The 12,090-nt window shown below is 65.4% G+C and carries 10 protein-coding genes and 1 pseudogene; 9 read left to right on the top strand and 2 right to left on the bottom strand.

The genetic code is table 11. The features are described from left to right. Positions 1 to 26 precede the first annotated feature (26 nt). From wecC to ACWMMN_RS30710, 6 genes are read left to right on the top strand one after another with little or no spacing between them, the layout of a single operon-like run. Positions 27 to 1,271, top strand: a complete 1,245-nt coding sequence (wecC, locus tag ACWMMN_RS30735) for a UDP-N-acetyl-D-mannosamine dehydrogenase (RefSeq protein WP_486423587.1) — start codon at positions 27 to 29, stop codon at positions 1,269 to 1,271. 20 nt (positions 1,272 to 1,291) lie between these two features. Continuing rightward, positions 1,292 to 2,578, top strand: coding sequence for a hypothetical protein (locus tag ACWMMN_RS30730; RefSeq protein ID WP_486423586.1), 1,287 nt, complete (start codon positions 1,292 to 1,294; stop codon positions 2,576 to 2,578). A 56-nt stretch (positions 2,579 to 2,634) separates the two neighbouring features. Next, a complete protein-coding gene (locus ACWMMN_RS30725) occupies positions 2,635 to 3,825 on the top strand; it encodes a hypothetical protein (protein WP_340625425.1) in 1,191 nt (396 codons plus the stop codon). Continuing rightward, entirely contained in the window at positions 3,822 to 4,820 is a 999-nt protein-coding gene (locus ACWMMN_RS30720) for a glycosyltransferase (protein WP_486423585.1), read from the top strand. Before ACWMMN_RS30725 ends, ACWMMN_RS30720 begins: the two co-directional genes overlap by 4 nt. Positions 4,821 to 4,871: 51 nt before the next feature. Then, the gene (locus ACWMMN_RS30715) at positions 4,872 to 5,597 is read left to right on the top strand and encodes a WecB/TagA/CpsF family glycosyltransferase (protein WP_342705639.1); all 726 of its coding nucleotides are present in this window, start codon (positions 4,872 to 4,874) and stop codon (positions 5,595 to 5,597) included. Next, a complete protein-coding gene (locus ACWMMN_RS30710; protein ID WP_486423584.1) occupies positions 5,587 to 6,357 on the top strand; it encodes a heparin lyase I family protein in 771 nt (256 codons plus the stop codon). Before ACWMMN_RS30715 ends, ACWMMN_RS30710 begins: the two co-directional genes overlap by 11 nt. Positions 6,358 to 6,438: 81 nt before the next feature. Here ACWMMN_RS30710 and ACWMMN_RS30705 read toward each other — a convergent pair whose 3' ends face one another. Further along, a complete protein-coding gene (locus ACWMMN_RS30705; protein ID WP_340625421.1) occupies positions 6,439 to 7,455 on the bottom strand; it encodes a 1-aminocyclopropane-1-carboxylate deaminase in 1,017 nt (338 codons plus the stop codon). 196 nt (positions 7,456 to 7,651) lie between these two features. On the opposite strand from ACWMMN_RS30705, the gene ACWMMN_RS30700 reads away from it, so the two are divergent. The 3 genes and pseudogenes from ACWMMN_RS30700 (at position 7,652) to ACWMMN_RS30690 (ending at position 9,194) form a co-directional block, all read left to right on the top strand. Beyond that, positions 7,652 to 8,152 carry an Lrp/AsnC family transcriptional regulator gene (locus ACWMMN_RS30700; protein ID WP_048249817.1) on the top strand — a complete coding sequence of 167 codons (501 nt, stop codon included), beginning with the start codon at positions 7,652 to 7,654 and terminating at the stop codon, positions 8,150 to 8,152. A 110-nt stretch (positions 8,153 to 8,262) separates the two neighbouring features. Next, on the top strand, positions 8,263 to 8,724 hold the full coding sequence (gene parS, locus ACWMMN_RS30695; RefSeq protein WP_059237842.1) for a type II RES/Xre toxin-antitoxin system antitoxin: 462 nt from the start codon (positions 8,263 to 8,265) through the stop codon (positions 8,722 to 8,724). Next, a pseudogene (locus ACWMMN_RS30690) lies at positions 8,721 to 9,194 on the top strand (RES family NAD+ phosphorylase). The gene parS and the pseudogene ACWMMN_RS30690 overlap by 4 nt, the downstream one beginning before the upstream one ends. Positions 9,195 to 9,254: 60 nt before the next feature. On the opposite strand, the gene mdeB reads toward ACWMMN_RS30690, so the two are convergent. Next, positions 9,255 to 11,987 (bottom strand): alpha-ketoglutarate dehydrogenase, encoded by a 2,733-nt coding sequence (gene mdeB, locus ACWMMN_RS30685; RefSeq protein WP_486423583.1) that lies wholly within the window; start codon positions 11,985 to 11,987, stop codon positions 9,255 to 9,257. Between the last annotated feature and the right edge of the window lie 103 nt (positions 11,988 to 12,090).

Raw genomic sequence — 12,090 nt, 5'->3', positions numbered from 1 at the left:
CCCCCGACGTCCTGAGAACCTCATTCATGTCATTCGAAACCGTTTCCGTCATCGGACTGGGCTATATCGGCCTGCCCACCGCGGCGGCCTTTGCTGCGCGCCGTAAAAGCGTGATCGGCGTCGACGTATCGCAGCACGCGGTCGACACGATCAATCGCGGCGAAATCCATATCGTCGAACCCGAGCTGGACATGCTCGTGCATGCCGCCGTGGCGCAAGGCTACCTGCGCGCGACGCGAGCGCCCGAGCCGGCCGATGCGTTCCTGATCGCGGTACCGACACCGTTTGCCGACGGCAACAAGCCGGACCTGAGCTACATCGAGGCCGCGGGCCGGTCGATCGCGCCCGTGCTGAAGAAGGGCGATCTGGTGGTGCTGGAGTCGACTTCGCCGGTCGGCGCGACCGAAAAACTGGCCGCATGGCTCGCCGCGCAACGCCCGGACCTGACATTCCCGCAACAGGCCGGCGAGCGCTCGGACATCCGTATCGCGCATTGCCCCGAGCGTGTGCTGCCGGGCCATGTCGTGCGCGAGCTTGTGGAGAACGACCGCGTGATCGGCGGGATGACGCGCAGATGCGGCACGCGTGCGCAGGCGCTGTACGAGGTGTTCGTGCGAGGCGAATGCATCCTGACCGATGTGCGCACGGCCGAAATGTGCAAGCTGACCGAGAATGCGTTCCGCGACGTGAACATCGCGTTCGCGAACGAGCTGTCGGTAATTTGCGACCGGCTGGACATCAACGTCTGGGAACTGATCCGGCTGGCGAACCGCCATCCGCGTGTCAGCGTGCTGCAGCCGGGGCCGGGCGTGGGTGGCCATTGCATCGCGGTCGATCCGTGGTTCATCGTCGATTCGGCGCCGGAGCACGCTCGGTTGATCCGTACCGCGCGCCACGTGAACGACGACCAGCCGCACTTCGTCTACGAGCGCGTGCGGCAGGCGGCGAGCCGGTTCCGCGACCCGGTGATCGCGTGTCTCGGGCTTGCATTCAAGGCGGATATCGACGATCTGCGCGAGAGCCCGGCAGTGAAAATCGTCGAAGCGCTGGCGGAGAACGCCGGCGCGACGCTGCTGGTCGTCGAACCCAACATCGCGGCGTTGCCGGCGTCGCTCGAAGCGCAGACCCGGCTGTGCGACCTGAACACCGCGCTGGCCGAAGCCGACGTGATCGCGATCCTCGTCGACCACGCGTCGTTTCGGCGCATGGACCCGGTGCGGCTGCAGACCAAGGTCGTGATCGACACGCGTGGCGTGCTGGCGCGCGGGTAACAGGTAGGTGCGCGAAAGCCATGCTGCGGAATACCGACGCCAAAAAGCTGCAGGGCCGTGTCGAGGCGCTTGTCTGCACCGGCGCGCCCGGCCTTTATCGCGTGCTGACATTCTGGCTCGTCCAGCGAATTTATTCGCTGGACGAGCTCGGACAGGCGGCGTCCAACCTGTCGATCGCACAGATGATCGGCTTCTTCACGGCGATCGGCTGGGCGACGCTGATTCTGGTACGCGTACCGGCAACCGACGGGAAGCAGGCGGCGCGTGACGCGTTCTACGCGCTGGTGTCGATGGCGGGATGGACCGCCGTGGCCGCCACGGTCGCCTGCGTGCTGGTGTCCGCGACCGGCCTCGCCGCGTTCGATCTCGGCGGCGTGGTCGCGCTGACGTGGGGTTGGGCCGTGTATCAGCTCGCGCGACATTTTTTCGTGTCGTACCGCCGCTACCGGATCACGATCGCGTTCGACGGCATGCTGATCGCGGGTTCGTGCGCGATGCTATGGGTCGGGATGCGCCACGGCTATTCCGCGTCGTCGTGCCTGGCCGTTGCGTTGGTCGGGGTGGCTGTCGCGATGTTTGCCGCGATCGGGGTGCCCGGTCGTCGCGCGTTCTCGATGCGCATCGACGTGAAGGGGCTGCAGTTCGGGCTGACCAATTTCCTGTCCGGCGGTGTTGCGCTGGTGACGGTGCCGGCGGCGAAGGCGATGTGCGGTGCGTCGTTCGCGGGAATGCTGTCGTTGTTTGCTTCGGTGACCGCAGTTGGCAACCTGCTGCCGCGCGCCATTTCGATCGCGCAATTGCCGGACCTCGTGAAGCGGAAGAAGGACAGGGCGCCGCTCGACGCAACGCTGGGCGCGATGCGGCGCAATATCGGCGTGTCGAATCTGGTTGTACTCGTCGCGAACGTTGCGATGGTGGCGGGGCTGACCTACCGCTATGGGCTCGACGGCGACGGCGTGTACGTGGTGTTCGCGGGCGGCGTGCTGCTGGCGATCCAGTGCGCGGCGGGCGTGCTCGGCGTCGTCAGCAGCAACGTGATGATGGCGTTCGAGGAGAGCGCGATCACCGCGCGGATCAACATCGGCACGTCGTCGCTGTTCGTCGCGCTGCTCGGCGGCAGCATCGCGATCGGCGGCGACGCAGGGTTCTTCTGCATGCTGGCGTCAGCCGTGATCGTCACGCTGATCCGGAACGCGATCGTCGTGATGCAGGCGCGGCGGGTGTGTGCGGCCTATGCAGGCTCGATCGGGGCGGTGGACGTTGCCGATCTGAAAACGGTGCCGGCGTCGTCGGGGGCCCGTTCATGAACGTGGCGGCCCGATTCCCGGCGATCGCGCCACATCGTCGGTCGCGCGTAGCCGACGTGGGCGCCGGACTGCTGGCGCTCGCGTACTTCGTCTTCTGCGTCAGCGACACGCTGCTCACGCTCGACGACGATCGTTCGCAAGCCGTCAAGATGGGCGCGTTCGGCCTCGTGTTCGCGGCAATGCTCTTGCGCCCGCGCTTTCATCGGCTGGCCGTCGTCGTGCTCCCCATCGCCGTGTCGCTCTGCATCGGGATGCTGTTGTCGTTCAACGTCCGTGCCGGGATCGAGGAACTCGTCCGTTTCCTCTTTCCGGTCGCGATCACGGTGGCGATCTTCCCGTACCGAGACCGGCTCGACGTGCTGCTCAGAACGTTCATCGCTGTGGTCGTGAGCAACGACCTGTTCCAGCTGTATTTCTACGTGTCGTATGCGACCGGGTTGCCGCTGTTCATGCCGGTGCGGATCGACTCCGGACTGTTCCTGCGTGCTCAAGGGTGGATGGGGTTCTTTTCGGAGTTCAGCTTCATCAATTTTTGTGCGTTTCTGCTGTGCCGCTGGCACTGGTCCGGCCGTCGCGCGGCGATCGCGTCGTGGGGGTTCCTGTTCTTCGCGTTGCTCGGCTTCTCGTTCAAGCTGTTCGCGGCGCTGGCGCTCTATCCGTTCGTGAGGAACGTCAGGGATATGCGCGCATGGCTGGCCGCTGCCGGCATCGCGGGCACGATGCTCGTGCTGATGGCGATGGGCGTGCTGGATTCGCTGTTGAAGGTCGGCATGGCGAAGATCCTGTTCTACGTCGTCGCGGGCAATTCGGCGCGCGCCGAGTCCTATCGCGTGATGTTCGAGTCGATCCGCAACGGCCATCTGCTCGGCGAAGGGCTGGGCAGCTTCGGCGGCCCGGCATCGGTGAAGTTCTCGTCGCCGCTCTACCCGCTCTATCACTTCGATTGGTACGGGCTGGGCGGGCTGTTGAAGACCACCGACACGTTCTACCCGCACCTGTTCGTCGAGATGGGCGTGTTCGGCGCGATCGCGTGGCTGGCGTTCGTCCTGGCATACGGGCAAGGCCGGCGCAAGCCGGCCGTCTGGTTCTACATCGTCGGCGCGTTCTGCTTCGACAACATCTTCTCGATGGCATTCGTGTCGCCGTCTTACGTATTTTCCTCGCTTCTCACGATGTATGCGTTTTCGTGGGGGCGGCCGCGCGTCGGCTCGGTACGGCGCGGCGGGGAGGTGGAGGTCCGCTCATGAATATTCTCGTCGTGACGAACATGTATCTCGGCAGCAACCGCGCAAGTCCCTGGCAAGGCGTGTTCGTGACCGAGCAGGTCGAGGCGTTGCGGCGTTCCGGCGGTTGCACGGTCGATGTGCTTGTCATCGAGGGGCATGGTGACAAGCGTGAATACCTGCGCTCGGCCTGGCAGGTCTGGAAGACTGCTCGCGCGGGACGGTACGACATCGTGCATTACCACTTCGGCCTGAGCGCGTGTTCCGCGCCGCTGGTCCGGCTGTTCACGAAAGCGCGGGTTGTCATCACGTTCCACGGCACCGACATCCTGGGTCCGCTCTGGATGCGCGCGCTGTCGAAATCGATGGCCTGCTTCGCGCATGCGTGCATTGGCGTGAGTGCGGAAATTTCATCGCGTCTGGTCTGGCTGCGCCGCGGATGCGTGACGATTCCGTGTGCCGTCAATGAGAAGGTCTTCGCTGAGGCTCGCGACGATGCGCTCATGAAATCCGCCGTGCCGATCGTTGTCTTTCCGTCGTCGCCGAAGCGTCGGGAGAAGAACTATCCGCTGTTTGCGCTAGTGCTGCAGCAACTCGCGGAACAGCACGGCATCCGGGTGCAGGAGCGGCATATCGACGGCCTCGATCGCTGCGAGGTGCGCGACCTGCTGGCGCGTGCCGCGTGCCTGCTGATGACGTCGACCCGGGAAGGGTCGCCGCAATCGGTCAAGGAAGCGATGGCACTCAATCTGCCGGTCGTATCGGTCGATGTCGGCAACGTGCGGCAACTGCTCGACGGCGTGTCGCCGGGCATGGTGGTGTTCGGCCACGACGCGGGCCGTCTCACGAACGGCGTTGCGGATGTGTTGATGGACGGCGCGCGATCCAACGGGCGCGAGAAGCTTGCGGCGCTCGGTTACTTCTCCGCCGATGTGTCGGCGAAATTGAAGGCACTGTACGCGTCGCTGCGCGGGGCGCCCCGAATTGTCGACGATACCCCGGATGTCAAAAAAAGATAACGAGGCCCTGCCATGAACCGCGCCGAAATATTTTCATGCCCGATCCATCTGATGTCGATGAACGAGACGGTTGACTGGATCGGCGCGCGAGTCGAGAAACGGCAATTCACGCAGCACGTCGCCGTCAACGTTGCGAAGATCGTCAACCTGCAGCGCGATGCGGAACTCGCCGCGTCGGTCCGCGAATGCGACATCGTCAACGTCGACGGCATGGGCGTCGTCTGGGGCGCGCGGCTGCTCGGCATCCCGGTGCCGGAGCGCGTCGCGGGCGTGGATCTGTTCGATCGTCTGCTGGCGCTGGCCGAAGCGAAAGGGCTGCCGGTCTATCTGCTCGGCGCAACGCCGGAGGTCGTCGAGCGGGTCGTCGCGGTGACGGCGGCACGCTTTCCGCGGCTGCCGGTCGCCGGATATCACCACGGCTATTTCCGGGACGACGAACAGGCCATCGTGGACGACATCCGCCGGTCGGGCGCGCGGCTGCTGTTCGTCGCGATCACGTCGCCGCGCAAGGAAACCTTCATCAATCGCTGGAAATCGCAGTTGGGCGTCGATTTCGTGATGGGCGTGGGCGGGACATTCGACGTGGTGGCGGGGAAGGTGAAGCGGGCGCCGATGTGGATGCGGCGCAGTGGGTTGGAGTGGGCGTTTCGCGTGATCCAGGAGCCGGGGCGGATGTGGAAGCGCTATCTGTGGACCAATAGCCGCTTCCTGGCGATGCTGGCGCGCGCGTATGTATCGCGGTTGTTTCGGCGAAAAGGCGGGCCGAATGCGCGGTAGATTCGTCGTTGCCGCATGCGCGCTCGTTGCATCGGTTTGCCGCGCAGGTCCGGAAAGTGGCAAGCATGACGATGCGCGCTTTTATCGGTCGGACTGGGCGCGTGGCATCGATTCGCGGCTTCGTTTGCAGGCGCCGGTGGCGCAGAACATCACCACTGCCGAAATTTCCGGTATTCACGGCACGCTGTTGAGGGTGACGATGAGCCGTTCGCAGGACTTCAGCGGCGTGGCGAGCGGCACGCCACGTTCCGAGATCAGCTTCTCTCCGGTGTTTCGCTTCGTCAACGGTCGCGACTACGAGGTGCGTTGGTCGACGGTCATTCCCGCCGACTACCGGTTCGATTCCGGACAGCCGGAACTCATCGCGCAGTTGCATCAGGGCGGCAGCGACGGATCACCGCCGTTTGCGTTGCTGCTGAATAACGGAAAGTACGAAGTCGATGTGCGCGGCGTGCCGGGCATGCCGAGCCGATCCATTACGTTCGGCGACCCGTCGGCGGATCGCGGGAAGCCGGTCTGGTGGAGGCTGCGGTATCGAGCGGACGATCAAGGCGTCGACGCGCTGACCGATGTTTTCCGGAACGGCGAACGCGTCGTGCATGTTACGGGTGTCCCGAACGCGTATCCGAACGATCGCAACGCTTACTTCAAGCTCGGCCTCTATAAATGGTGGTGGAAGACTCGCCCGTCCGATGTGACCGAGCGAACGATGTATTACGGCGACATCGAGATGAAGGTATTGCACGAGACGGAGCGGTGAGCGGAGTCGAACCGGGCGGCTGTCTTACCGGTTCGACGGAGGAGCGACGCAGGTGCGCACCACGCCTCCGCCCGGCCCCCATCACCCCTGCCGGAAAATCTCCGAATACGCACTCAACGCCGGCACGCCACCGAGGTGCGCATACAGCACCTTCGACCCCGGCTCGAATTCCCCGCGCCGCACCTTGTCGATCATCCCGTGCATCGACTTGCCTTCATAGACCGGATCGGTCAGCACGCCTTCGAGTCGCGCGCACAGCCGGATCGCTTCGAGCGTGCCGTCATTCGGCAACCCATACTCGGGGCCCGCGTAGCGCGTGTCGAGCACGACGTCGCGCTCGTCGATGCGACGCCCGAGTTCGACGATTTCAGCGGTATGCCGTGCGATGCGCGTGATCTGCGCATGCGTTTTTTCCGGCGTTGCGGACGCGTCGATGCCGATCACGCGATCCGCGCGCCCGTCGGCCGCGAAGCCGACGACCATGCCTGCCTGCGTGCTGCCCGTCACCGAGCACACGACGATGTAGTCGAACTTGAAGCCGAGCTCGGCTTCCTGCTGGCGCACCTCTTCCGCGAAGCCGACGAACCCGAGCCCGCCGAGCGGATGCTCGGAGCATCCGGCCGGAATCGGATACGGCTTGCCGCCCGCCTGCCGCACGCTTTCCATCGCTTCTTCCCAGCTCCGGCGAATGCCGATGTCGAAACCGTCCGCGACGAGCCGCACGTCGGCGCCCATCATGCGCGACAGCTGGATGTTGCCGACGCGATCGTAGACGGGGTCTTCATAGTTGACCCAGTGCTCCTGCACCAGCACGCATTTCATGCCGAGATGCGCGGCGACCGCCGCGACCTGCCGGGTCTGGTTCGACTGGACGCCGCCGATCGACACCAGCGTGTCCGCGCCCTGTGCGAGCGCGTCCGGGATCAGGTATTCGAGCTTGCGGGTCTTGTTGCCGCCGAACGCGAGGCCGCTGTTGCAGTCCTCGCGCTTCGCATACAGCTCGACCTTGCCGCCGAGGTGCGCGCTCAGGCGCTTGAGCGGTTGGATCGGCGTCGGGCCGAACGTCAGCGGATAACGGGGGAAGCGTTGCAGGTTCATCGAAGCGGTCTCCGGTAAGGCGGAATGTGCATGGGAATCGGTGCGCTCGGGAGCAACCGGCACGGCGTCTCCCGATAAAAAATGATAGGCATGCAGGCGAGAAATGAGCTTGCGAAATAAATATCGTCGGCCTACGTTGATAATGATTCGAACATCAATATCAAAATTTGAGTTCGCAGAAACGGAGGAAGACGCAATGAAATTAAGTGGACGTTCGGCTTCGTCGGCTGACGCCGCACCCGCGCTCGATCGCATCGATCGCGCGATCCTCAGGCAGCTTCAGCAGGACGCGTCGATCTCGAACGTGAGCCTCGCCGCGAAGGTGAAGCTGAGCGCGCCGGCGTGCCTGCGGCGCGTCGAGCGGCTCAAGGAGATGGGGATGATTCGCGGGATCGTCGCGCTGCTCGACCCGAAACCGCTCGGGGCCGGCATGCTCGTCGTGATCGGGTTCGTGCTCGACCGCTCGACGCCGGAAGCGTTCGCCGCGTTCGAGAAGGCCGCTCAGAAGGTGTCGGGGTGCGTGGAGTGCCACGTCGTGACCGGTGAATTCGATTACTTCATGCTGGTGCGCACGCGCGACAACGAGAGCTTCAACCGGCTGCACGCGGAGCAGCTGATCTACCTGCCGGGCGTGCGGCAGGTGCGCTCGTTCATGGTGCTCAAGGAGATCCTGTCGACGCACGCGCTGCCGGTGTAGCGCGGCGCGCGGGCGGTTCCCGGTAGTGACGGCTATGCCATTTGGTTGATTGGAAGTTCTCGATTGGTTGCATGCAATGGGAATTCACATTGACCCATTTGGGAGTCGCAATGACGGCGACCACACCCGCGGCGCCGGCGGGCAGTTCGAACGGTCTGGGCGCCGGCAAGGGCGATTTCGACACCTTTCGCCGGATGGCGCCGATGTTGCAGCGGCGCACGATCGCGGAGGGTTTCGATGCGGTCATCATCGAGCGCGTCGCGCGCGAGTTGCTTGGCGTGCCGGTTCAGTCCCTCCTGAGCGCGCTGAGCCTTCCCAGCTCGACCATTCTGCGGAAAATCGCCAAACACGGCCGGTTGTCGCAAGGCGAGTCCGATCGCGTTGCGCGCGTGCTCTATGTGCTGGATCTCGCTACCGATCTGTTTGAAGACCGCGAGCGCGCAGCGGTGTGGATGAGCCGGGCGAACGCGGAGCTCGAACGGTTGAAGCCGCTCGAAGTGCTCGACGTCCAGCCCGGCTACGACCGGGTGCGCGACATTCTGAACCGTGCCCAGTTCGGGGTCGCCGCGTGAGGTTGTATCGTCTCGCGAAAGAACGAAAGGGGCACTACCTGGCCGACGACCTGAGCGGGAACGGCGCGGCGATCGCAGGTGGCCGCTGGAATCCGCGCGGCATGCGTGTGCTGTTCACCTGCTGCCATGCGTCGACGTCGTTGCTCGAGGCGCTCGTCCATCTGTCCGGCTTGCTTCCCGCTGGCGGATTTTTTCTGGTGACGCTGGAAGTGCCCGACACCGTCCATGACAACGCGTACCAGCCGGACCTGCCGGACGATCGGGCGGTACTGTCGCAGGATCCGGAGTCGACCGCCCGGATCGGGCAGGTCTGGCTTGAAGCGGGCGAGCCGTTGGCGATGCGCGTACCGTCAATCGTTTGACCGACCGACTTCAACGTGTTGCTGAACCCGCTGCATGCGGATTTCGCTTCGAGTGTGAAAGTGTTCAGCAAGGAAGCGTTCGCGCTGGATCCTGGCCTCTTTGGCTAACCGGTTGGTTTGCCTGGATCGACGAACAGTCGTCGAGTGCCGGGCGGTCGCGTCGTCCGGTCAGCGCTGCCATGGCGCGACGCCTGGCTGCGCGGGCTTGCCGAGACGCGCTCGCGCGTCGCGCACGACAGCCGCATCGAGTTCCCCATCGTCCGCCAGCGCCTTCAGCGCGGCGAGCACGATGCTCGCGCGATCGACTTCGAAGAACGCACGCAGCGCGTCGCGCGTGTCGCTGCGCCCGAACCCGTCGGTGCCCAGCGTCACGTAGCGGCGCGGCAAGTACGCGCGGATCAGTTCCGGCACCGCGCGCACGTAGTCGGTCGCGGCAATCACGGGCCCGCGCGTTGCGGCGAGCGCGGCGGTCACGTAAGGCATTGTGCCGGTATCCTCACCAAGCCGCGTGAGTCGCTCGGCTTCCATCCCGTCGCGCTGCAGTTCGGTGAAGCTCGTGACGCTCCACACGGCCGCGTCGATCCCCCAGTCGTCCTTCAGCATCCGTTGCGCGGCGAGCACCTCGCCGAGGATCGCGCCCGCGCCGAGCAACTGCACGCGCGCGCGCGCATTCGATTCGGCCGGCAGCAGATGAATGCCCTTCAGGATGCCTTCGCGCAGCACGTCGGGATCGCCGTCCGGCGCGGACGGCTGCGCGTAGTTCTCGTTCGTGACCGTCACGTAATAGAACACGTCGCGCTGCTGTTCGACCATTTCGCGCATGCCGGCATCGACGATCGCCGCGACTTCATACGCGAGCGCCGGATCGTACGCGCGGCAGTTCGGGATCGTCGACGCGGCGAGATGGCTGCTGCCGTCCTGATGCTGCAATCCCTCGCCGCCGAGCGTGGTGCGCCCGGACGTCGCGCCGACGAGGAAGCCGCGCGAGCGCTGGTCGGCGGCGGCCCAGATCAGGTCGCCGATGCGCTGGAAGCCGAACATCGAGTAGTAGATGTAGAACGGCAGCATCGGCAGGTCGTGCACGCTGTACGACGTCGCGGCCGCGATCCACGACGAGATCGCGCCCGCCTCCGAGATGCCTTCCTCGAGAATCTGGCCGCGCGTGTCCTCGCGGTAATAGAGCATCGAACCGAGGTCTTCCGGCTCGTAACGCTGGCCGAGCGGCGAGTAGATGCCGACCTGCCGGAACAGGCTGGCCATGCCGAACGTGCGCGCTTCGTCGGCCACGATCGGCACGACGCGCGAGCCGATGTCGCGATCCTTGATCAACGCGGCGAGCATGCGCACGAGCGCCATCGTCGTCGACATCTCCCGGCCGGCCGCGTCCAGCGCGAACGCTCCCCAGGCCGGCATCGAAGGGACGGTCAGCCCCTTCGATGCCGCCATCCGCCTTCTGGGCAGATAGCCTCCCAGGGCAGCCCGGCGGGCATGCAGGTAACGCATTTCCGGGCTGTCTTCCGCTGGCTTGTAAAACTTCAGTTGCTCGACGTCGCTGTCCGACAGCGGCAACCGGAAGCGGTCGCGGAACGCCTTCAGATCGTCGACGTCGAGCTTCTTCTGCTGATGGGTCGTCATCCGGCCCTGGCCGGCCGCACCCATCCCGTAACCCTTCATCGTCTTCGCGAGAATCACCGTTGGCTGGCCGCGGTGCGCGAGCGCACGCGCATACGCGGCGTGCAGCTTGCGCGCGTCGTGGCCGCCGCGGCGCAGGCGGTCGATCTCCGCATCGGTGAGCTGCGCGGCGAGCGCTTCGAGTGCGGGATCCTGGCTGAAAAAGCGCGCGCGGTTGTATGCGCCGTCGTTCGCGGAGAAGGTCTGGAACTGTCCGTCGACGGTGCCGGCGAACGCGCGCGCGAGCGCGCCCGCGTGATCGCGCGCGAACAGCGGATCCCAGTCGGAGCCCCACAACACCTTGATCACGTTCCAGCCGGCGCCCGCGAACTGCGCTTCGAGCTCGTCGATCACGCGGCCGTTGCCGCGCACCGGGCCGTCGAGCCGCTGCAGGTTGCAGTTGATCACGAACACGAGGTTGTCGAGCCCTTCGCGCGCGGCGAGCGACAGCGCGCCGAGCGATTCGGGTTCGTCCATCTCGCCGTCGCCGAAGAAACCCCACACGGTGCGGCCCGCGGTGTTCGCGAGGCCGCGATGCTGCAGGTAGCGCATGAAGCGCGCCTGGTAGATCGCGTTGATCGGGCCGATCCCCATCGAGCCGGTCGGGAATTGCCAGAAATCGGGCATCAGCCACGGGTGCGGATACGAGCACAGGCCCGGGCCGGCGATTTCGCGGCGATAGTGCTTCAGGTGATCCTCGGTGAGGAAACCTTCGAGATACGCGCGCGCATAGACGCCCGGCGACGAATGCGGCTGGAAGTACACGAGATCGCCGCTGGCCGTGCCGGTTGCATCGCCGGTCTCGGGCGGCGCCGCGCGGAAGAAGTGGTTGAAGCCGGTTTCGAACAGGTCGGACGCCGACGCATAACTCGCGATGTGGCCGCCAAGCTCGCCGTACGCGCGGTTCGCGCGCACGACCATCGCAAGCGCGTTCCAGCGCAGCGCGGCCGACAGCCGTTCCTCCAGGTCGAGGTCGCCCGGATACGGCGGCTGCTCGGCGAGCGCAATCGTGTTCAGGTAGCGCGTGACGGGTGTGCGCGACGATGCGAGGCCCGTCGCGCGCGCATGCTCGGCGAGCCGGTCGAACAGGTATTGCGCGCGGTCGCGGCCGACGTGTGCAACCACCGCGTCGAGCGCCTCGAGCCATTCGGCGGTTTCTTCCGGGTCCGCATCGACGCGCGCGAGGGCCGCGCGCTGCGCGTGTTCGATACCGTTCGACAGATCCGTCATGCCAGTCTCCTCGCGCGCCGGCGGCGGCACGCATCAATGGGACTCATGCTACGCGCCGATCCGCAGAATATGCGTCTGATTTCATTGGGAATTTGTGTCTGGA

It is taken from the genome of Burkholderia cepacia complex sp. TUM26381 (genome assembly GCF_057439935.1).
The sequence above is the reverse complement of the archived record's forward strand: the minus strand, read 5'-3'. Positions and strand labels throughout refer to the sequence as shown.

Excerpts from the sequence above, each read along its gene's own strand:
- mdeB (WP_486423583.1), bottom strand. The coding sequence starts at position 11,987 with ATGACGGATCTGTCGAACGGTATCGAACACGCGCAGCGCGCGGCCCTC.
- parS (WP_059237842.1), top strand. The coding sequence starts at position 8,263 with ATGACGGCGACCACACCCGCGGCGCCGGCGGGCAGTTCGAACGGTCTG.
- ACWMMN_RS30710 (WP_486423584.1), top strand. The coding sequence starts at position 5,587 with ATGCGCGGTAGATTCGTCGTTGCCGCATGCGCGCTCGTTGCATCGGTT.
- wecC (WP_486423587.1), top strand. The coding sequence starts at position 27 with ATGTCATTCGAAACCGTTTCCGTCATCGGACTGGGCTATATCGGCCTG.
- ACWMMN_RS30730 (WP_486423586.1), top strand. The coding sequence starts at position 1,292 with ATGCTGCGGAATACCGACGCCAAAAAGCTGCAGGGCCGTGTCGAGGCG.
- ACWMMN_RS30705 (WP_340625421.1), bottom strand. The coding sequence starts at position 7,455 with ATGAACCTGCAACGCTTCCCCCGTTATCCGCTGACGTTCGGCCCGACG.
- ACWMMN_RS30720 (WP_486423585.1), top strand. The coding sequence starts at position 3,822 with ATGAATATTCTCGTCGTGACGAACATGTATCTCGGCAGCAACCGCGCA.
- ACWMMN_RS30715 (WP_342705639.1), top strand. The coding sequence starts at position 4,872 with ATGTCGATGAACGAGACGGTTGACTGGATCGGCGCGCGAGTCGAGAAA.
- ACWMMN_RS30700 (WP_048249817.1), top strand. The coding sequence starts at position 7,652 with ATGAAATTAAGTGGACGTTCGGCTTCGTCGGCTGACGCCGCACCCGCG.